The organism is Enterococcus sp. 4E1_DIV0656 (assembly GCF_002140695.1).
GTDB classification, from domain to species: domain Bacteria; phylum Bacillota; class Bacilli; order Lactobacillales; family Enterococcaceae; genus Enterococcus_D; species Enterococcus_D entomosocium.
Genome location: NZ_NGLF01000001.1, coordinates 244,442 through 266,189, shown reverse-complemented (window position 1 = coordinate 266,189; position 21,748 = coordinate 244,442). Strand labels below are relative to the sequence as shown.

18 protein-coding genes and 1 pseudogene are annotated in these 21,748 nt (G+C 44.0%); 15 read left to right on the top strand and 4 right to left on the bottom strand.

The window, feature by feature from the left end; translation table 11 throughout:
* The first annotated feature begins 106 nt into the window (after positions 1–106).
* The 7 genes from A5882_RS01220 (at position 107) to A5882_RS01190 (ending at position 9,703) form a co-directional block, all read left to right on the top strand.
* On the top strand, positions 107–1,447 hold the full coding sequence (locus tag A5882_RS01220; RefSeq protein WP_086297968.1) for a hypothetical protein: 1,341 nt from the start codon (positions 107–109) through the stop codon (positions 1,445–1,447).
* A gap of 220 nt (positions 1,448–1,667) precedes the next feature.
* The gene (guaD, locus tag A5882_RS01215) at positions 1,668–3,032 is read left to right on the top strand and encodes a guanine deaminase (protein WP_086372338.1); all 1,365 of its coding nucleotides are present in this window, start codon (positions 1,668–1,670) and stop codon (positions 3,030–3,032) included.
* 40 nt (positions 3,033–3,072) lie between these two features.
* Positions 3,073–4,356: a uracil-xanthine permease family protein gene (locus A5882_RS01210; protein ID WP_077452248.1), complete on the top strand. Its 1,284-nt coding sequence runs from the start codon at positions 3,073–3,075 to the stop codon at positions 4,354–4,356.
* 328 nt (positions 4,357–4,684) lie between these two features.
* Complete coding sequence (locus A5882_RS01205; protein ID WP_008380639.1) at positions 4,685–5,302, top strand: LysM peptidoglycan-binding domain-containing protein; 618 nt, start codon at positions 4,685–4,687, stop codon at positions 5,300–5,302.
* A gap of 288 nt (positions 5,303–5,590) precedes the next feature.
* Entirely contained in the window at positions 5,591–5,992 is a 402-nt protein-coding gene (locus A5882_RS01200) for an MmcQ/YjbR family DNA-binding protein (RefSeq protein ID WP_086372337.1), read from the top strand.
* Between the two features lie 229 nt (positions 5,993–6,221).
* Positions 6,222–7,931, top strand: a complete 1,710-nt coding sequence (locus tag A5882_RS01195) for an ABC transporter ATP-binding protein (protein WP_077451992.1) — start codon at positions 6,222–6,224, stop codon at positions 7,929–7,931.
* A 2-nt stretch (positions 7,932–7,933) separates the two neighbouring features.
* Positions 7,934–9,703: an ABC transporter ATP-binding protein gene (locus A5882_RS01190; protein WP_086372336.1), complete on the top strand. Its 1,770-nt coding sequence runs from the start codon at positions 7,934–7,936 to the stop codon at positions 9,701–9,703.
* Between the two features lie 208 nt (positions 9,704–9,911).
* On the opposite strand, the gene A5882_RS01185 is transcribed toward A5882_RS01190, so the two are convergent.
* A complete protein-coding gene (locus tag A5882_RS01185) occupies positions 9,912–10,229 on the bottom strand; it encodes an RNHCP domain-containing protein (protein ID WP_008380645.1) in 318 nt (105 codons plus the stop codon).
* Positions 10,230–10,743: 514 nt separating this feature from the next.
* Here A5882_RS01185 and A5882_RS01180 point away from each other — a divergent pair.
* Positions 10,744–11,061 carry a hypothetical protein gene (locus A5882_RS01180; RefSeq protein WP_008380648.1) on the top strand — a complete coding sequence of 106 codons (318 nt, stop codon included), beginning with the start codon at positions 10,744–10,746 and terminating at the stop codon, positions 11,059–11,061.
* Positions 11,062–11,168: 107 nt separating this feature from the next.
* On the opposite strand, the gene A5882_RS01175 is transcribed toward A5882_RS01180, so the two are convergent.
* On the bottom strand, positions 11,169–11,960 hold the full coding sequence (locus A5882_RS01175; RefSeq protein WP_005234103.1) for an L-threonylcarbamoyladenylate synthase: 792 nt from the start codon (positions 11,958–11,960) through the stop codon (positions 11,169–11,171).
* Between the two features lie 325 nt (positions 11,961–12,285).
* Here A5882_RS01175 and A5882_RS01170 point away from each other — a divergent pair, with 325 nt between their 5' ends.
* Both A5882_RS01170 and A5882_RS01165 read left to right on the top strand, forming a co-directional pair.
* On the top strand, positions 12,286–13,206 hold the full coding sequence (locus A5882_RS01170; protein ID WP_086372335.1) for a cation transporter: 921 nt from the start codon (positions 12,286–12,288) through the stop codon (positions 13,204–13,206).
* 58 nt (positions 13,207–13,264) lie between these two features.
* On the top strand, positions 13,265–14,101 hold the full coding sequence (locus A5882_RS01165) for a YitT family protein (protein WP_005234105.1): 837 nt from the start codon (positions 13,265–13,267) through the stop codon (positions 14,099–14,101).
* Positions 14,102–14,198: 97 nt separating this feature from the next.
* On the opposite strand, the gene A5882_RS01160 is transcribed toward A5882_RS01165, so the two are convergent.
* Complete coding sequence (locus A5882_RS01160; protein ID WP_086372334.1) at positions 14,199–14,867, bottom strand: GntR family transcriptional regulator; 669 nt, start codon at positions 14,865–14,867, stop codon at positions 14,199–14,201.
* Between the two features lie 188 nt (positions 14,868–15,055).
* Here A5882_RS01160 and A5882_RS01155 point away from each other — a divergent pair, with 188 nt between their 5' ends.
* The 5 genes and pseudogenes from A5882_RS01155 to A5882_RS01135 all read left to right on the top strand — a co-directional run bounded on the left by A5882_RS01155 (position 15,056) and on the right by A5882_RS01135 (position 20,306).
* Complete coding sequence (locus tag A5882_RS01155) at positions 15,056–16,651, top strand: mannitol dehydrogenase family protein (RefSeq protein WP_086372333.1); 1,596 nt, start codon at positions 15,056–15,058, stop codon at positions 16,649–16,651.
* A 3-nt stretch (positions 16,652–16,654) separates the two neighbouring features.
* The gene (gene uxuA / locus A5882_RS01150; protein WP_086372332.1) at positions 16,655–17,731 is read left to right on the top strand and encodes a mannonate dehydratase; all 1,077 of its coding nucleotides are present in this window, start codon (positions 16,655–16,657) and stop codon (positions 17,729–17,731) included.
* A gap of 16 nt (positions 17,732–17,747) precedes the next feature.
* A pseudogene (gene uxaC, locus A5882_RS01145) lies at positions 17,748–19,136 on the top strand (glucuronate isomerase).
* Between the two features lie 139 nt (positions 19,137–19,275).
* A complete protein-coding gene (locus A5882_RS01140) occupies positions 19,276–19,602 on the top strand; it encodes an MGMT family protein (RefSeq protein WP_008380664.1) in 327 nt (108 codons plus the stop codon).
* Positions 19,599–20,306 carry a GntR family transcriptional regulator gene (locus A5882_RS01135; protein WP_005234110.1) on the top strand — a complete coding sequence of 236 codons (708 nt, stop codon included), beginning with the start codon at positions 19,599–19,601 and terminating at the stop codon, positions 20,304–20,306. Before A5882_RS01140 ends, A5882_RS01135 begins: the two co-directional genes overlap by 4 nt.
* A 95-nt stretch (positions 20,307–20,401) precedes the next feature.
* Here A5882_RS01135 and A5882_RS01130 read toward each other — a convergent pair whose 3' ends face one another.
* Positions 20,402–21,601: an enolase C-terminal domain-like protein gene (locus A5882_RS01130; protein WP_005234111.1), complete on the bottom strand. Its 1,200-nt coding sequence runs from the start codon at positions 21,599–21,601 to the stop codon at positions 20,402–20,404.
* Between the last annotated feature and the right edge of the window lie 147 nt (positions 21,602–21,748).

Sequence of the window (21,748 nt, the reverse complement as noted above, 5' to 3'; positions counted from 1 at the left end):
CACTTGGTTTCTTTTTGCTTAAATTTGGCACGCAAGTTGACAGGATTGCTTGAAAGTGTAGGATAGAAGAAAGATGGAACTTTAAATCAAGGCAAGGAGTCGGACGATGAAAGTTTTAAAATCCCATACTGCACTTTTGATCATCAGCAATACGATCACGATCATCCCGTATCTTTATTTCTTATCTTTGAGCAAAGAGCAGTCGCTAAGTGCAGCATTAGCCTTTGCGCTCTTTTATACCTTTCGCATGACAGGGGTCTTTTTCTTACAGACGCTTACGGCGCTTTTTGCACCATCATTGTTAGCAGCCAGTGTCTTGATCGGCGGCGCCGGCGCATTGGTAGGTATCTTGAGCACTTGGTGGAGCGCTGCACTCTTGCCAGCTGCTGGTTTGTTGGGGATCAGTGCTTCTTGGTTGCCGCCAGCTGACCTGATGGTACGCCAAAAAGCCAAGCTCACTGAACAGCCGCTGAAAAATGATTGGAAGGAGGCGCTGTTCTTTCTTTTCGTTTTATTGTTTGCCTTACGGTTGCCTGATGACCTTCAAGGCATTGGTCTATTTGGCAGTTATCTTGCACTCTTTATGCTGGCGGCTAAGAGTAGTCAAACCTTCAAAAACCTCCCAAAAAGACCGCTGATGCAGCGCAACCAGTTATTCAATAAGCAATTTTTGTTGTATTTCTTTTTCTTTCTCTTACTGTTTGGCTTGCGAGCCGCCAGGCTGATCAAGTCGAATGCCCTCTTTGAGTGGGCGATCACTGGTTTCTTGTTTCTCTTTGCTTTGCTACTGATCACTTTAACGAAACGCAGTAAGTCGTGGAGACAGCCGCTTCACTTGAACATCCTCACCTTTATTCGGGGAGTGATCGGTAACTTTCTTTTTCTTTTCGGCTCGGTCTATGTTACCGGTCGATTTGGGGCACAAGCGCTAAGCACGCACGTTTACTTACCATATGCACTGGGCCTTTTTGGTGCCATGTTTCTCGGAGGAAAACTCGCTCATCGTTTAGAAAAACAGCTGGTACCAACATATTTACTTGGGCTGATGGCAGGTGTTCTTCTGTTCAGCAGCGACACACTGATTCCAATAAGTTTATTTGTCATTAGCTTCTTTAATGCGGGATTGAATCAATGGCTCACGAAACAGTATTTGGCGGCAAAACCGGAAGCAATTGAACAGCAGAGTTTAGCCAAGTATGCCACACAAAGCAAAGGGAGTCTGGTACATCAATTTCTTTTGATGACACTCCTGTTTGTCATTCTTCGTTTTGAACATCAGCCGTTGGCTTTCTTGTTTCAGCTATCAGGAACGACGGCAACGAATCAGACCTCAAGGATCCAAAGCTTTTTAGAGCCAGCAAAATGGGGCTCGATTGCAGGATTACTGTGTTTGCTAGTAGGTGGATTGGTGGTATTTCGCCGACAATCAAAGAAAACAAAAGAATAAGCGTCTTTAGCAGTCACTATCTTGATTCAAGACAGTGGCTGCTTTTTTTGAAACCGCATAAAAACCGAACGTTCAGCGTTTTATCTTCCTTTATGATAGTGAATTTTATTGCACTATTTTCGAATAGCGTTAAAATAAGAACATCGTGTTAGTGAAAAAGGAACATTAAATGAACGGCTTTTTCCTGACAATGTCTTAGAGAACGGGGGAAATCAAACAAATGGCAACCATTCGCTATTTTAAAGGAGATGTTTTCCATACGCCAACTGATGGAAAACTAGAATATATAGAAGATGCATTGATTCAAGTCGATGATGCAGGGATCATCACGAAAGTCACTGCCAAAACAGATCAAGGGTATGAGGCAGAGCTGGCAAAAGCATCAGAGAATCTTCAGGCTTTATCTGAAGGCCAGTGCTTTTTACCAGGGTTTGTCGATCTGCATGTCCATGCACCGCAATGGCCGCAAGCAGGGATCGCGTTAGATGAACCGTTAAATGTCTGGTTAGATGAATGCACGTTTCCGCTGGAGGCAAAATATGCCGATCCAGCATTTGCCAAAGCTGTCTATCAAGATTTGGTGGCACAGCTATTGGCAAGAGGAACGACAACGGTTCTTTATTTTGCAACGATCCATCTAGAAGCGAGCCTTCAATTGGCGAAGATTTGTGCCGCTCTTGGTCAACGGGGATTAGTCGGAAAAGTCGTTATGGACGATCCTCAAGCCAATCCTGCTTTTTATAGGGACGCATCAACAGAAGAGGCATTAGCGGATACAGAACGTTTTATTCAAGAAGTACAAGCAATCGCAAAGACCGCACCTCAAGGCGTTTATCCTGTGGTTACTCCGCGATTTGTCCCGAGCTGTACCGATGAAGGCTTGGCAGGGTTAGGCGCATTGGCTCAAAAATATGATGTCCATGTTCAGACCCACTGCAGTGAAGGGCAATGGGAACATGACTTTGTTCAAGAGCGATTTGGCAAAACGGATACCGAAGTGCTGCAAGATTTCGGCTTGTTGCGAGAAAAAGCAGTGATGGCTCATGGCAATTTCATCAGCCCAGCTGACGGCGCCCGTTTTGTCGAAAGCGGCGCCGCAGTTGCGCACTGTCCCATCTCAAATGCCTACTTTGCCAATGGTGTGATCCCAATCAAGCGCTTGAAAGAGCAAGGGGTCACGATTGGTTTAGGAACGGATATCTCCGGCGGTTTTTCACCGAGTTTGTATGACAACATCAAACAAGCTGTGATGTCTTCGAGAATGTTAGAAGATGGCGTGGATGTCACGCTTCCTCAAAACACACGAGGAGTAGCCGATTCTCGTATATCCGTGATCGATGCGTTCTCATTGGCGACAAAAGGCGGCGGTGAGGCACTGAGATTACCAGTAGGTGTCATCAAAGAAGGTTATGCGTTTGATGTGCAAGTGATCGATACGCGACAAAAAGAAAATCCTTTGCCTGACTTCGGTGTGTTCACCTCACCCGAAGCAAGATTACAAAAAATCCTGTACTTAGCAACGATGCAAAATATTCGCCAAGTCTGGGTCCAAGGAAAAAAAGTACACGAAAAACGAGGAGAATGAGACAGTGGAATCAACGAAAAATAAACATTTAACGATCGGAATGAATGAAGACATTCCCTTTGGTCAAGCAGTACTTTTAGGGTTGCAGCATGTGTTGGCAATGGACGTGTATGTGCCGCCATTTATTATCGCAACGGCGGTGGCGATGTCCTCTTCAGACGCATCAGGTTTGATCCAATCGACCTTTTTAGGAGCAGGGATCGCTTCTTTGATCCAGGTCCTCTTTTTCTTGAAATTACCCGTATGTCAAGGACCATCCTTTGTACCCGTTGGAGCGATCATCGGTATTTATTTTGGTGCCAACGGCATGGACACGGTGTTAGGTGCCAGCATTGTTGGTGCCGCAGCAGTCATTTTATTAGGCTTTACTGGCATCTATAAGTATATCGTTCGTCATTTTATTCCTACGATCGTCAGTGGAACGATCATTATGATCGTTGGGTTGACATTGCTGCCAACGGCCTTTACCAGCAATATCTATCCTGCCACTGAAACACTAAGTGCCAATCAAAACATGTTGTTGGCTGCGATTACTGCGGCGATTTTGATTTTGTTTTCCATGTTAGGCGATTATTTTCCAGGAATGGGAAAATACTTCCGAATCAGTTCGGTCATTATTGCTTTGGTTATCGGTACCGTGATTGCTTCCTTTATGGGAGGCGTTGATTTTCAGTCGGTGGCGGATGCTTCTTTCTTTAGCCTGCCAAAACTGGTATTTCTAAACTATGGCCTGCATTTTGATGTTTCAGCGATCTTAACGATGCTAGTGATCTATATGGTTCTCCTAGCAGAAACAACAGGAACTTGGTACGCGGTCAGTTCTGTGACAGAAGAACCTGTTACGGATGAACAGATCAATAAAGGCGTGATCGGTGAAGGGTTAGGCTGCTTGGTTGCCGCCTTAGTTGGAACGACACCTGTAACTGGTTATTCTACCAATGCAGGGATCATTTCGATCACAGGGGTTGCTAGTAAAAAAGTCTTTGTGATGGCGTCCGTCTGGTTTATCCTATTGTCCTTCATGGGAAAACTTTCAGCCTTGATTCACGCAGTACCTTCTGCTGTCATCGGCGGCGTGTTCGCGGTCGTCTGTGTCATTATTTTGTTGAGCGGCTTTCGGGTCATTAAGAATGAAGAGTTTTCCGAGCGTGAGTTGTATATTATCGGGGTACCATTGATTATTGCCATCGGCTTGTTGTTTTTGCCAGCAGAAATCAAAGAATCTGCGCCTCAATTCTTACAATATTTATTAGATTCACCGATTGCTTTAAGCGCTATTGCGGCGATCGTCATGAATAAATTGATCCCAGTGAAGAAAAAATAGGAAGTAAATGAGGAACGAGACAAGGTCTCATTCCTTCTTTTGTTACAAATCTGTGTAAAAAGAGGGTTTTTTGTAATATAGGAAAGGTTTTCTAAGGTTAACTGGTTTACCTAGAAACAAAATAACTGTAATGTTAAAAATTACAGCAGGGAAAAGCTTGATATGATAGTCTTTTTCAATTCTTACGAAACGTAAGGCAACTGTCGTTTTCGTAATCATCTGTAATGATTTCTTTACCTATGAAATATTCTTCGGTGTTAGACTTGTTTATGCGCTTGAGTCATCTCAAATGACGCAAAATGAGTTTCAAAGAAGGAGATTTAATTATATGAAGTCTTTAAAAACTGTTTTACTTAGTACAGCTGTCCTTGCCGGTTTCGGCCTTTTCTTAGGTGGGAAAGACGCCTTTGCAGACGAACAATACACTGTTCAATCTGGTGATACATTATCAACAATCGCTACTAACTTTTACGGTTATAGCTCTGATGATACGATCAATGCGATCGTTGAAGCAAACGAGATTGCTGATAAAAACTTGATTTTTGTTGGGGAAGCATTGATCATCCCTACAGATGGCACTGCCACTTATACAGAATCTGCAAACACGACTGCTGCAGCAAGTGTACAACAACCAAGTGAACCAGCAGCTTCACAATCAAGCAACACACAATCTGCTGCTGCAAGCACACAAAGCAGCTCAAGCTACAGCTCTTCAGCTAGCGGCTCAGAAGCTTCAGCAAAAGAATGGATCGCAAACAAAGAATCTGGTGGTTCTTACACAGCGACAAACGGACAATACTACGGCCGTTACCAATTAACCAACTCTTACTTAAATGGTGACTATTCAGCTGCTAACCAAGAAAAGGTTGCCGATGAATATGTTGCATCACGTTATGGTTCTTGGTCTGCTGCCAAAGCATTCTGGGAAGCAAATGGTTGGTACTAAGATTCTAAAATGAATCTTGTCCATGACATCTAGTAATCAATTGCCCTTATTGGCGAGTACATCTTACTCGCTGATAAGGGGTTTTTTTGTATCTTCTGAGACAGATGAATGAATGTAACGCCGCATGCAGCTCTCAAGAGTCATTTTCAGGCGACATGCCATTGATAAAAAATCCCTTTTTACACGGCAACCATGTATAATAGTAGGAAATAGAGCAGAAAGCGATTCAATCTGTCAAAATTGAGACAGAAAATGACGGTTTTGATAGTAGAAAGTGAGGGAAACACAATGAGTACATCGATTGAAGAAAAAATTGCACAAAAAATGCAGCGATTTCAAGCATTTGGGGAAGGCTTGCCGGGAGCCAAAGTCTATTACCGCGAAGATTGGGATGCAATCTACTTTGATTTAGTAGGAAAACAGTTTGGGATCATGAGTCCGCAAGCAAAAGAAACAGCATTTTTGACTTTGAAAAATCTGCCCGAGGTCAACGAAACGCTGCGAGAGCAATTTCCTGACGTCATCATTCCGGGGTATTATGCCAATAAGACCCATTGGAATACCATCAAGTTGGCATCTGATGCCTTGATGGAAGAAAACATCGAACAAATGATTTTGGTTTCCTACGATCTAGTCAAACAAAAACTGACAAAAAAACAAAAAAGTGAGCTGGAAAACAGCGAATCGTAAGTCAAAGATTTAGCGACAGAAAATAAGGAAGACCCTCTTGAGGATCATCATAATCCCTTTATTATTCGTTATTTTCGCCAACATTTATGCAATATTTTCAAAGAGCTTTCATGAAAGCTCTTTTTGTTTTATTTGTTCGCTTGTTTCTAGTCGTGATCCATGGTAAATTGTTGTGCAACCGAAATTTTTTGGCAGTCTTTTCTGCTAAACACAAAGGAGTGGTACGTATATGGATCTGGTCTTACGCCATGTCAAAAAGTACAAAGCGGCAACTGGCATTGCCTTATTATCGGTCATTTTAATGGTCGTTGCTGCATTATGGCAGCCAAAGCTCTTGCAGCAAGTGCTAGAATCAATTATTACTGAAAACAATGATGAAATGAAAAAAATTGGTGTGCAGTTGATTGGGCTAGCATTGCTAGGCCTTGTTGCAGGGATCATCAACACGGTTTTTTCTGCGAAAGTGGCGCAAGGCGTTAGTGCCGATATTCGAGAAGAGATGTTTCGGAAAATCCAGACATTCTCATTTGGAAATATCGAAACCTTCTCAGCGGGAAATCTTGTGGTGCGCTTGACCAATGACATCACGCAAATTCAAAACTTAGTGATGATCTCGCTACAATCGTTGTTTCGCATCCCGTTCTTATTTATCGGTGCCTTCATTTTGGCGATGACAACCATGCCGCAACTGTGGTGGATCATCGTCTTACTGATTATCGCTGTCCTAGTGATTACGGCACTATCCTTTACACGGATGGGCAAACACTTTATGATCATCCAGAACTTGATCGACAAAATCAATGGGATTGCCAAAGAAAATTTGATGGGGATTCGTGTGGTGAAATCTTTTGTTCAAGAAGACAACCAACTGCAAGGCTTTTCAAAAGTCAGTGAAACGTTAACGAAGCATAACATTATTGTAGGAACCCTGTTCTCTGTAATGATCCCCTCCTTTATGCTGGCGGCCAACTTAGCAGTGGTCGGCGCGATTTTCTTTGTCAGTGATCTAGCGAAAGATGACCCAACCTTGATTGGGGGAATTGCCTCATTCATGAATTATTTGATGCAAATTATGATGGCGATCATTATCGGCGGCATGATGATGATGATGACTTCACGGGCTGCAGTTTCGCTAAAACGGATCAAAGAGATTCTAGATACCGAACCGGATCTGCAATACCAAGATGTCCCAGAACAAGAATTGTCTGGAAGTGTCGCTTTTGAAAACGTCAGCTTCCGTTACCCTGGGGATGAAAAAAATGCCCTAACGGCTATCAGTTTTACCATCAAACCTGGCGAAATGATTGGGATCGTAGGGGCGACTGGTGCCGGCAAATCAACACTGGCGCAACTGATTCCCCGTTTGTTTGACCCAACGGAAGGTGTCGTGCGGGTTGGCGGCGTTGACTTGAAAGAAGTCAATGAACAAAGCTTGCGTAAAACGGTCGCTTTTGTCTTGCAAAAAGCGATCCTCTTTTCAGGAACGATTGCCCAAAACTTGCGGCAAGGGAAAAAAGATGCCTCAGAGTCTGAGATGTCTCGCGCAACAGAAATCGCTCAAGCCAGCGAATTTATTCAAAAATTGACAGCGGGTTTTGAAGCGCCGGTCTCCGAGCGCAGCAGCAATTTTTCTGGAGGACAAAAGCAACGCTTATCGATTTCTCGAGGCGTGATCGGTGAACCGAAAATTTTGATTTTGGATGATAGTACGAGTGCATTAGATGCGCGTTCGGAAAAATTGGTTCGCGAAGCGTTTGAAAAACAATTAAAAGACACGACAACAATCATTATCGCGCAAAAGATTGCCTCTGTTGTGAAAGCCGACCGCATCTTCGTTTTAGATAATGGACGTTTGGTTGGTGAAGGAAGCCATGAATTTTTAGCCAATAACAATGCCATCTATCAAGAAATCTTCGCAACACAGAAAGGAGAGGAGTAACCATGACAGATTTGTTCAAAGCGAGTAAATTTTTCTACCATTACTTAAAACAATACAAGTGGTCGTTTCTATTCATTTTTGTGACGGTGATTCTGGCAACGTATCTGCAAGTACAAGCGCCAGTCTTTATCGGAGAAGCGTTCCAGGAATTGGCGAATTATGTTGGCGGTTTGATGCAAGGGGTCGATGATAAATCGGCTTTTCTATCGATCATTTGGAAACTGTTGATTTTTTATGTCTTAGCCAGTGCAGCCAATTTTGTCTATAGTATCTTGTTCACGCAAGTGGTGGGGAAATCAACCAACAGAATGCGGATCGGTTTATTTAATAAACTGGAAAAATTGACGATCAAATTCTTTGATTCTCATCAAGACGGTGATATTTTGAGCCGTTTCACCAGTGACTTGGATAACATCCAAAACAGTCTGAACCAAGCATTGTTGCAAGTGCTGACCAATGTAGTCTTAATGGTGGGGATCTTGATCATGATGTTCCGTCAAAACGTTGAATTGGCATGGGCAACGATTGCTTCTACCCCGATTGCGGTGTTGATCGCGGTGATCGTGATCCAAAAAGCCCGCAAATATGTCGATCAGCAGCAAGATGAAGTCGGAAAATTAAACGGCTATATCGATGAAAAAATCAGTGGTCAACGAATCATCATCACCAATGGACTGCAAGAAGAAACCATCGATGGTTTTCTGGTCCACAACCAACAAGTCCGGGAAGCTACCTACAAAGGGCAAGTCTACTCTGGGCTGCTTTTCCCCTTGATGCAAGGGATGTCCTTGTTGAACACGGCAATCGTGATTTTCTTTGGTGGCTGGTTAGCATTGAACGGTGACTTAGAACGTTCCGTTGCTTTAGGATTAGTTGTGACCTTTGTCCAGTATTCGCAGCAGTATTACCAACCATTGATGCAGATCTCTTCTGGTTACAGCATGATTCAGTTGGCGATCACCGGTGCGCGCAGAATCAATGAAATGTTTGATGAACCTGATGAGGTCAAACCAAAAGACGGGATCAAAGTGAAGGGCATCAAAGAGGCGGTTGCTTTGAATCATGTGGACTTTGGGTATGACAGTCAAAAATTGGTCCTAAAAGATGTGTCGATCACGGTCAACAAAGGCGAAATGGTCGCATTGGTCGGACCGACTGGTTCAGGAAAAACGACCATCATGAACTTGTTGAATCGCTTCTATGATGTGAATGGTGGTTCTGTGACCTTTGACGGCATCGACATCCGGGAGCTAGACTTGGATCTGCTGCGTTCTCAAGTGGGAATCGTTTTGCAAGAATCCGTGCTGTTCTCAGGGACGATTCGTGAAAACATTGCTTTTGGGAAACCAGAAGCGACCGAAGCAGAAGTCATTGCAGCAGCGAAACAAGCCAATATCCATGAGTTTGTTATGACGTTGGAAAAAGGCTATGACACGGAGATCACCGAAGAGAACAATCTTTTCAGTACTGGTCAAAAACAATTGATGAGTATTGCCCGAACGATTTTGACCAATCCAGAATTGTTGATTTTGGATGAAGCCACCAGTAATGTTGATACCGTGACCGAAGCGAAAATTCAACGAGCAATGGATGAAGCAATCAAAGGACGAACCAGTTTTGTGATCGCCCATCGCTTGAAGACGATTTTGAATGCCGATCGCATCGTTGTCTTAAAGGACGGCGAAGTCATTGAAGAAGGCAATCACCATCAATTGGTGGCGGCTGACGGCTTTTATGCGGAACTGTATCACAATCAATTCGTTTTTGAATAAGCGCAAACCAACGCAAAATCATCAAGAAGACACTAGCAGGACAGCCCGCTGATTTCGTCAACCAATCGACGAGACAGCGAGCTGTTTTTTTTAGGTTAAAGTAAGCACTTCTTATGACGACAATGTCTATGAGCAGTTAGTGGTATAAGGGGGCCGTTGTTCTGATTACCAAAAAAGACCAGCCTGAAGCATGGTCTTCTTTGGCTGTTTAGTGATACGCAGCGGTTTGAGCTAACCACTCAATAAAATGGTCAGGCTGTTGCGTATCCTGTGCCACGATATTCCACTGCTGGTTTTTGCAGCGAGTGCATTGATGCAGCAGCTGATAGCCTTTTTTGGAATGTTGGCGATAATCGATGGGTCGCATCAGGCCATGGCAAGTATTTTGACGATCACCTGGGCGAATATCCACGTGTAACGAGTAGAGACACTGGGGACAATGGTTGCGGTAAGAACCATTGGTCAAGGGTGCCACAGGCGTACTGCAGTTTTTACAAACAAAGGTCGTATTTTCACCTTTTCTCATTTTGCTTTCCTCCAAAAGAATGATTTCTTTTGAGAGAAAAGGGTTCCGTTCGTTCTTCATCAGGCTTCTTTGGCTAGGGACACATTCACCGTCCGTAACGATTACTTCTGCTTCCAGCTTCATGCGATTTCGCAATCCGTACCACGCTTAGTTTTTTCGTTTTGTGCTAAGCACTGTGTTGCGGCAGCCCACAACCCAGCAGTAAGTGTAGTCCAAAGTCACTGTCATTGGCGTCGTCCCCTAGAAAGCAATTGAGGAATGCTTTTTCATAGAGTCCCTCCTATGTGTTTATGAGGGGATTATAGCAGAAATAGAGTTGGAATTCTATGACAGAGAAAACCTGATCGTAATTTATCTCCTTTTTTATCTTTAAAAACAACAAAATGTAGATTATAATGCTATTTTATGACAAAATGTTCGTATGTAGGTTTCGCTCAATTTTATTTTGGTCACTGAAGAAGAGACACGGAATCACAAAATGGAGGAAGGATGACCTAACGAAAGGAGAACAAAAATGTTTGGTACGAACAAGAAATCTGAAAATTCGAATGGCACACAAGGCAAGAAACGAAAAAAGCGTTTGACTGTAGAAGACCTGATCAACCAGTATATTGTAGAAAAAGAGGTTCATGAATTGAGTGAGGAACTGTCTGTTCAGATCTTTAATGACTTATCTGCACACCGAATACATTTCATGGAGATCCCCAACCTTAGTTACAAAAATCTCGGAGCAGCTATCCAAATCGACCAAAACTGGATTAAAATCAAGCAACAAGATACGATCATCAAACAACAGGCACAGATCATTCAGCTTTTGAAAGAAACACGATAGAAGAAAAGTATTTTTTTCTATTGAAAAACCGAAGAACGAGCTGAGCGTTTTTCCTTGAATAGGAGGGCCGTTAGCTGGTTCTTCGGTTCTTTGTTGACGATGAAAGATTAATAATACTCCCCGTGGCGATAGTCCCATGAGTTGAAGTGATCAGAAAGGTACATTTGGATTTTTTCAACATCGAGTCCTTTACGGATCAAGACAGGTGCGGGAGTGATGGAGCGTTGGTCTCCTTGCTCTGGAATCAAGTTACCGTCTTTATCAACGAAAGAAACCATGACTCCTTGTTCGTAGCGGGTTTCCAGCGTTTTGTCTGGTTGGATCGATGCAACATAGTCGTTGCCTTCAATGATTAGATCGGCTTCTTGCGCGATTTGTTCGCCGATCCCTTCAACAAGTCCGCGGTTTCCTTTGCCTGAAGGGTTCGCTGAGCTGGCGAAAAGCAATTTCTTTTTTTGATCCCAAAGTTCTTTTGAGATCTGCTCACCAGGGACACCGAATTTGATCACGAAACAGCTGGTTCCCCGAACGTCCGTCATCAATTCTTCTGAACCATCTTTTGGGATATAGGCTTTTCCTGATTCTTTCCAAGGCAAAATCGCACCGAATAACACGTCATTGTTCCAACACGTTTCATAAACGGCGGCGGTTTCCGCATTTAATTCGGCTAATTCATGTAGCTGCTCCAATGAGCTGCAAAGAACGACACCTGGTTTGTTACGCTTGCGATTCTTTGCTGAAAACTTGCGTTCCAGCCCTTTTTTATCAGAGACGGCAATGATATAGCCGACTTTGGTTGGGCAGACGATCACTTTGCCTTCTTCATTCAAATAGTTGATCGCTCGTTGGTTTGGTTCTCCTGTCCATGGGACTTGTTTTGCTTCATTCACTCTCTTCATCCTCCCTGTCTTCCAATGAATCGCCGTTATGAAAAATATAACGGAATATTCTGAAAATTCTGATTGAATATGGTTACCCTTGATGATAAGGGAATCAATCCGCGTAGTCAAGGGGATTTACACCAGAATGTAAAAAGAGTGGAATAGAAAGATCGAATATGCATCACTTGAGAATAGAGTGAATGATTGACAGCAATACTATTTTTTTCCGCTTTGTATGAAAAAATTGACTGTTTTTTATGTTATTTATATGGGAAGATAGGCTTATAGATAGAAGAATGCAATCAAATTGATAGTTTCTTTGAAAAAAAGAAAGAGGAGTATCATGAGTGAAAAGAAAAAAATACGCAAGCTTTTGCTGGCATCGATTGTCGCTGGGAGTATCTATGGCGGCGGTGCCTTGCTTTTTGGGTTACTGGTCAGTTATAACGTCCTCTTGTTAGATGGTGTTTATACATTGATTGGTGCAGTGATGTCACTGATTGCTTTGTATGTGGCAAAATATATCCAAGCCCAAGACTTTGAACGTTTCCCATTCGGCAAAGAAGCGTTGATGCCGTTGGTTGTTTTTATTCAATATAGTATCATCTTGCTGATCTCAATTTATGGAGTCATTGAATCTGCTTTTAGTTTATTACACGTCAGGGATGGCATGATTGATCCAATCGGTTTGTATTTCTCGCTGATTGGTACGATCTACTGTTTCTCTTTTTACTTGTACTTAAAAAAGAAACCACTGACTCATCCCTTTTACTGGGTAGAACTAGAACAATGGCGTTTCGGCTTTTTCTTTAGTCTGGGTGTCGTCGGTTCATTTCTTGTGTCATGGCTGATTCAAGCCAGTCCCTATGGAAATTTCGCGATGTATGTCGACCCAATCATCTCCATCGGGATCACCTTGTTCTTTATTCAGCTTTCGATTAAAGAGTTGAAAGCGGCCATTCTGGAATTGACTTCTTCAACTCCGAAAGAAGAACTACGAGAGTCCATCATGACGATCGTTGAAAAAGAACTGCGCGCAGAAGAATTGGTGGACTTTGTGTTACGTACCGCCAAAGTCGGCAATCAAGTCATTGTGGAATTAGATGTGGTGATTTTACCTGCAACACCTCTCGATACAGTTGGGCGGCAAGATCCCTTGCGAGAACGATTGAATCAAGCAATCAGCCAACAGATTTCCGGTTATTCCCTCTGGCTAAACATAAATTTTGTCGGTGACATCAAATGGGCGTATAGTGAGGAGTAAGAATGGCTGCAAAGCGGCTTGAATAAACCGTGAAAATGACAGAGAAAAGAGGAAACAAATGACAATTCTGAAAACCTATGGAAAAATCACCGCAGCACTTTTCTTGTTAGCGGCAAGCATCAATTTATTTTTAGGCCCGCATCATGTGGCAGCTGGCGGTGTCAGCGGAATCGGTATTTTATTAGAGTCAGCCCTCGGTTGGGATCGAGCGGCTGTGATCATGGTCTTGAATATTCTCATGCTTATTCTTGCCTATGCCTTTTTAGGGAAGGGGCCTTTTTTGAAAGTCCTCTATGGTAGTTTTGCTTTTCCAGTAGCAATTGCCTTAGTACCAGAATATATGGTTGCTGAAGACCGGCTGCTTTCCGTGATATTTGGCAGTGCGATTTTTGCTTTAGGTGTAGCGATTTTGTACAAAAATCAATCTTCCAGCGGCGGCACAACGATTCCACCGCTGATTTTCAAGAAATACTTTAATTTGAATCCAGCGATTGGCTTGCTGGCGACCGATGCGATCGTTGTTTCCATGAACTTGTTCGTTTTCGGGTTTGAAGAGTTCTTGTTTGCGATATTATCGATCGTGATCACCTCTGGTGTGATGACCTACATTGAAACGGGCTTTAACCGGAAGAAATCCATCATGATCTTAAGTGAGAACCACGTGAACGAGATTCGAGAAGCGGTCTTTGATAAAACAGCTCGTGGTGCCACTCTATTGGCTGCCCAAGGCGGTTACCAGCAAGCCGACAAGCAAGTGTTGCTGATCGTGGCCAGCGACCAAGAGTTTATGCAGATCAGACAAATCATTGAGACCATTGACCCAAAAGCGTTTGTGATCGTCAATAATGTCTCAGAAGTACTGGGCCAAGGCTTTAGTTATCACCCAATCGAATGAGCGTATTCTCGCTTGTTCAGCGTATGAAACCACCCTCGTCAAGTAGGCTATCTACTCGACGAGGGTGGTTTTTAAGGTCCATGATTTTCAAATAGCTTTACTCCGTAAAGTAATCGGGAAAGGCTTTTTCCACAAAAATCAGATCGTTATCAATGACATCAATGTGTTGTCCGACTAAAGGAGCTATCTTCGTTTGGTCTTTTTCTTTTAAAGTGGCTAAGATTTCTTCATGATCTCGCAAAATAATTTCCCAAGACAATTCCTCCACCTCTAAACGTAAGAAGCGGAAGCGATTTAATGGCAGATTGATCGTTTGTAGCCAATTCCAGACATTTTCTTTGTCGGCGATTTTATAAATCAACTGATGGAAGGCCTCGTCGAGTTGGAAAAACTCGATTTCATCCTTCAATTGGGCATAGGTCCGCTGCAAAATAACGAGTTTTTCTAGTTCTTTCAGCTGCTCTTCTGTAATGGCTTGGCAGGCCGCTACGAATACTTCTTTTTCAAGCGTCTCTCTGACAAAACGAGCTTCTTCAATTTGTTTGATACTGATTTTAGAAATATAGGTGCCGCTTTGGGGAACGACATGGATCAGTGCTTCACGGCGCAGACGAATAATTGCTTCACGGATCGGCGTCCTGCCAATGGTTAGCCGCTGCTCCAATTCCTTTTCAGATATTTTTTGACCGGGAATCAGTTTGGCGGTTAAAATCAACTCTTTGATTGATTCATAAGCTTGTGATTGAAAATTTGTAGGGTTCAACATAAACGCTTCTTTCTGTATCAGGCATTCAATTACCTTCTAAAGAAAAACTCTGAAGGAAGGTGCCTAGGGATAGTTTTGAGTAATAAAACTAGTATATAAGTTGAATAACCTTTTGTAAAGGCTTGCAATTCAGTATAGAATGAACTAGAATACTAATATATCAGTTTTAAGAAAAAGGAGGAAGTAGGATGTTTGATTTTGCTGCCTTGAAACAGGCAGGAGTTACGATGCCGATCGTTCCCAAAGAAGTGACGGATCAATCAGATACTCAGTTTCAATGGTTACACTTTGGTGGGGGAAATTTGTATCGGGCATTTCACGCAGAAGTAGCCCAAACGTTGATCGATCAACAAGCGCTGACAAAAGGAATCGTAGTTTGTGAAACCTTTGATGAACAGGTGATTGATCAAGTATATGCCCCTTACGAGAATGATATTTTAGAAGTGGTCATGCATGAAGGGGGACGGTTGGAGAAAAAATTGCTCCAGTCAACGGCGGCTAGTTATTATTGCCATCCTTCCCGCATTGCGAGTTATGAGCAAATACGCAAAGTATTTCAGGAGCCGTCACTACAGTTGGTTACCGTAACGATCACAGAAAAAGGCTATGGCTTAAAAGACAGTCAGGGGAAATTTTTACCTGTCGTACAAGCGGATCTCGCTGCGGGTCCCCATCAGGTCAACCATACAATGAGCATTTTGGCTAGCTTTTTATGGGATCGTTTTCAATCAGGGGCACTTCCGATCGCTATGGTTTCCACCGATAATTTTTCGCAAAATGGGCTCCGTTTCCAAACGGCGATTGTCACCATTGCAAAAGAATGGCAAAAGCTGGGGCATGTTTCAGAAGCGTTTGTCCGATACTTAGAAAACAACGCGCAGGTGACGTTTCCGTGGTCAATGATCGATCGGATCACGCCAAATCCTTCAACAGCAGTTGCAGAAGAATTAGCAGCAGCTGGGATCGAGCAGTTGCCAGTCATCCGTACCGATAAAGGAACGAATATCGCTCCGTTTGCTAACACAGAGACGACTCATTACCTGGTGATTGAAGATGATTTTCCAAATGGTCGCCCGAATTTGGATAAAGCGGGGGTGATCTTGACGAGTCGAGAGATCGTCGACAAAACCGATAGTATGAAAGTCACAACTTGTTTGAATCCACTGCATACCGCAATGAGTTTGTTCGGCTGTTTACTCGGTTATACATCCATTGCTGCGGAAATGACCGATCCAGATATTGTTGCTTTGATCAAAGGAATCGGCTATCGTGAAGGCTTGCCGGTAGTGGAAGATCCTGAGATCATTCAGCCAAAGAAATTTATCGATGAGGTGGTGGGCCTTCGTTTACCCAATCCGCTGATTCCTGACACTCCACAGCGGATCGCCGCAGATACCTCACAGAAAATCGCCATCCGTTTTGGCGAAACCATCAAAAAGTATGTGGAGAAAGAAGGCTCGGCTTCTGAGCTGACTTTCATTCCCTTAGCGATTGCAGGCTGGTTGCGTTATCTATTAGCGATCGATGATGAAGGCCATCCATTTGGTCCAAGTCCTGATCCCCTCTTAGCAGAATTACAAGAGATTTTACGTGAGTGTCAGTTAGGGACAGCCGCCGATGTTCAAGGGATCATTCGACCAATCCTAGCAAATCCGCAGATTTTTGGTTTGGATCTCTATCAAGCAGGAATCACTGAAAAGGTGGGTCACTTGTTCGCTAAGATGCTGGCAGGAACCGGCGCAGTCCGTAAAACATTACATGAAACAGTAGAAGGGATCGAATAAAAAATGGAAATGACATTTCGTTGGTATGGAAAAGACTACGATAAAATCAAGTTAGCAGATATCCGTCAAATTCCTGGAATGAAAGGCATCGTCGGCACACTCTTTGATTTGCCTGCTGGGGCAGTTTGGCCGAAAGAACGGATCAAGGCGCTCGTGGAAGAAGTCGAAGCAGCTGGACTTTCCCTGAAGGTGATCGAAAGCGTCAATATTCATGATGACATCAAGATTGGCTTGCCTTCGAGAGACCTGTATATCGAAAACTACAAAAAAACGATTCGTAATTTGGCAGCATATGGGATCGAAGTGATCTGCTATAATTTTATGCCGATTTTCGATTGGATCAAAACGGATCTCGATTATCGCTTAGCCGACGGTTCTTCTACGATGGCATTTGAAAAAGCAGGGATTGACAAAGACCCAGAAGAGATCGTCAAAGAAGTTGAGGAGTCAAGCTCTGGCTATACCTTGCCAGGCTGGGAACCAGAACGTTTGGCACATGTCAAAGAATTGTTTGCTGCGTATAAGGATGTCGATGATGACAAATTAAGAGAAAACTTTGCTTACTTCCTAAAAGCCATTATTCCCACCTGTGAAGAGGTCGGCATCAAGATGGCTGTTCATCCAGATGATCCTCCCTATTCGATTTTTGGTCTGCCTCGTATCGTTAAAAACCGCGATGATTTGGATTGGGTCTGCAACGTGGTCGACAGTCCGTCAAATGGTATCACACTTTGTACTGGCAGTATCGCCGAAGACCCAGCCAATAATGTCTATGAGATTTTGGCTGAGTTTTGTCGCCGGGACCGGATTCCTTTTGCTCATGTTCGTAACATTCAATACTTGGGCAATGACAAAGACTTTTATGAAGCACCGCATCTCTCCTCTGAAGGCTCGTTAGACATGTATCAGATCCTAGAAGCGATGTACAAAAATGGCTTTGACGGCTATATTCGACCAGATCATGGGCGAATGATCTGGGGAGAGAAGGGACGTCCAGGCTATGGCTTATATGATCGGGCGATCGGCGCTTCCTACTTATTAGGGTTGTGGGAAGCCATCGACAAGAGCGTGGGGCGTTAAGAAAAGAAGCGAAGAAATGTTTTTAACTGACGATTTTATTTTGAAAAACAGCTTTGCCAAACAGTTATACCATGAGTATGCAAAAAAGCAGCCGATCATTGATTACCATTGTCATTTAGATCCGAAAGAGATTTTCGAAGACCAAAACTTCACCAATCTGACCCAAGCGTGGCTGGCGGGGGACCATTACAAATGGCGCTTAATGCGAGCCAATGGTGTTGCAGAATCTTTGATCACTGGCGATGCTGATGACTACGAAAAATTCTGTGCTTGGGCGCAGACCTTGGAGGCTTGCATTGGCAATCCCTTATATGTCTGGACCAATTTGGAATTGAAGCGAATCTTTGGTATTGATGAGCGGTTGACACTAGCCAATGCAGCAAGCATTTGGGAAAAAGCCAATCAACAGTTGCAGACGAAGGAATTTTCACCACGAGGGCTGATCAAAAAGATGGCCGTTGAGGTGATCTGTACGACGGATGATCCCATTGATTCGTTGACGTATCATCAAAAGCTGGCAGAAGAATCCTTTGCTGTGTATCCTACCTTTCGTCCTGACAAAGCAATCAATCTGCAGAATTCAGAATTTCCAGCATACCTTAAGCAATTGGCTGCAGCTGCGAGCAAAGAAATCACTAGCTATCAAACGCTGGTTGAAGCATTGACCGTGCGTATTTCCTACTTCCAGCAACGGGGCTGTCGTTTAGCAGATCACAGTCTATCACGTCTTGGAGAGGAAGCCTACGATACCGCTGCACTTGAAGCGATTTTTCAGAAGCGTTTGACCACTGGAACACTGACTAATGAAGAAATCAGACAGTTTCAAACCGGCTTGCTGATTGACTTGATGCGCCAATACGCAAAGCAAGGCTGGACCGCGCAATTGCATCTGATGGCGACTCGCAACAACAATCAAAAACTTTTCCAACAACTAGGACCTGATAGCGGCGGTGATGCGATGGGGGACGATCGTCTAGCGAGCGGCTTGAGTCGGACATTGGCGCAGCTTCAGGCGGAAAGCTGATTGCCGAAGACGATTTTGTATTCACTGAACCCCAAAGATTATCCAGTGTTGACTGCGCTGATGGGGGCGTTCCAAGAAGAGAGCAAAGGCAAGCTGCAATTAGGCTCTGCTTGGTGGTTCAATGATACGTATTCTGGTATGCGATATCAGTTGACGACCCTAGCAGAAGGCGGGATTCTTGGAAACTTCGTCGGCATGCTGACGGATTCTCGCAGCTTTTTGTCTTATCCACGCCACGAGTATTTCCGGCGGATTTTGTGTCAGGTGATCAGTGAATGGGTAGAAAACGGACAACTACCAGCAGATGAAATATATTTAGGGCAGATCGTCGCAGATATCTCTTATCACAATGCGAAAACCTACTTTGATTTTCCAAACTAATGACTACTCGATTCGTTCTTGGCTTGCTAGAGAAGGAATCGAGTGTTTGTATGGCTATTGCTAAAGTTGCGTCTGTTCATTTACTATTGGCAGGGAATCCAGTACTATGATAGAAAGAATCAAAGAAGGAGCGAGTAGTATGAATCCATTCTATGAAGAAGTCTATGCGCTGGCGCGGCAGATCCCTTTTGGTAAAGTCGTCTCCTATAGTCAGATTGCGTGGAAATTGGGACAAATCAACGGCGCGCGAGCAGTCGGTCGAGCGATGCGCTTGAGCCCTCAGGATGTCCCTGCCCATCGAGTCGTGCGGGCAGATGGCGTCTTAGTTGGTCCCACCGCCAATGTGCGAAAAGCAGCACTCGTCGATGAAGGGGTGGTCTTCAAAGCCAGTGGTCGTATCGATATGAAGGCTTGCAGTTGGTCCATGAGCGAGATCGCTCCCGCTCAAATGAAGGAGCCATTATGAAAAAACGTGAATTTATCGTGCAAGATCTGTTGAGTAAAATCTATCAGGAAGAATTTTCTGCCGGCAAATTACCCAACCAAAGAACCCTTGCGCAAACCTATGGCGTTTCGCGGTTTACGATCCAGCAAGCAATCAAAAACCTTGAAGAGATCGGGATCGTCAAAGTAGTACAAGGTTCAGGGATTTTTATCCATGAAAAATGGGTCAAAAACCCAATGATCTTTAATTCCTTGACCCGCACCCCTTATGACCGCATCCATTCCAAAATGATTTCCTTGAATAAGGCGGCAGCAACGTTGGATGAACAGCAGATTTTCCAAATAGGCCCAGACGAGGAAGTCTGGACCTTTGAACGAGTGCGGATCGTCAATTATAAAATCGAACAGCTGGAAACCTCTAAATTGCCCGTCAGCCTATTTCCTGAATTGACACAAGAAATCGTGGAGCACTCGATCCAACGCTATGTCGAAAGCTGCGGATACCGCATTTCCCACTACATCACAAGCTATACCCCCATTACCACATCGACCGCGCAATCGGGTATTTTATTGTGCAAGCGGGGAACACCGGCAATGCAGATCAGCAATCGGGCGATTTTAGAAGACGGCCGCGTGTATGAGTTCAGCAATATCGTTGCCATTGATTATGCCGTGACCTACATCCGTCCCTTTGACCGTGAGATCCATCGCTCACGCATCGATTGATTTTTAGGAAAGCAAATGTGCCAGTTGCGTCGTCTTTACCCAGAGAGAACAAAGACATCCCCTGTCGATTGGACAGGGGATGTCTTTTGTTGTGTTTAAGGAGTGATCAAAGTGCCGTCTGGTGTACGGCTCTGGGTCCATTCGTGAGGACGGTAAACCACGGGAAATTCCGCAGCAGCTGCTTCATCAAACGTGATCCCGATCCCACTTTTCTCGATGGGATAAAAATAGCCGTTTTCAGGTTGCGGACTGCCACCAAAGACCGACTGGGTATTTGCTGGGATCGCAATCGTTTCTTGGATCGCGGCATTGTGCAGATGGATATTTAGATGGGTGTTGACGGCTAAGCCGACAGGGCTGATATCAGACGGCGTGTGCCAAGCGATCCGAATGCCCATCGCATCGCAGAAGTGAGCCAATTTCAATGCTGGCGTGATCCCACCGATTTGTGAGACATGGGCACGCATAAAGTCAATCTGTTGATTTTTGACTAGCTCTTGCCATTCCATCGGATTATTGAACAATTCGCCGGTCGCGATCGGGGTCGCCGACTGGCTGCGGAGTTGCTGCAACCACTTGTTTTGATCCGGCGGCAAAATATCTTCTAGGAAAAAGAGATTGAAAGGCTCAGCGGCTTTTGCAAATTGAATCGCTTGGTTTGGATGCAGCCGTTCATGCACGTCATGCAGCATTTGAAATTGATTGCCGTATCGTTCTTGGATCGCAGCAAACATTTTCAGTGTTGTGTCCATGTAGTCTGTTTGATCAAAATAGGAACCAGCGATGGGCTGATCGGGTGTTTGCAGTTGGCTAGGATTTCCACCATAAAAGCCTAATTGGCAACGGATATAGCGATACCCCTCAGCCAAGAAGCGATCGATTTCTTGATAAAGGTCTTCGAGATTATCTGCCACGGCATGGGTATAGGCGGGAATCGCCGTACGCGCTTTTCCACCTAACAGTTGATACAATGGCATATCGGCTAATTGTCCCTTGATGTCCCATAAAGCCATGTCGACTCCTGAGATGGCATTGTTGGTGATCGGACCATTCCGCCAGTAAGAATTGACATTCATCACTTGCCAAAGATCTTCGATTTGATTGGCATCGCGGCCAAGTAAGAGGGGGCGTAAATACTCGTCAACGACGGTTTTTACGGCTAGTGGGCGAAACTGGAAGGTTGCGCAACCTAACCCAGATACGCCTTTGTTCGTTTCTACTTTAACGACAACAAGGTTATGACGATCAGGTTTGATCGCAAAGGCTTTGACGTCGGTGATGATCGTTGGTGTCATTTCATTCACTCCAATTTTTGTCTCTAGTTGCTATAGCCATTGAAACATGCTTGGCAACCGCTGTCAATTTGGTCTAATAAAAACTAGATATACACCATAAAACCAGTCCAATTTTTCACTTTTTTATAATGAAACGTTGATATATAG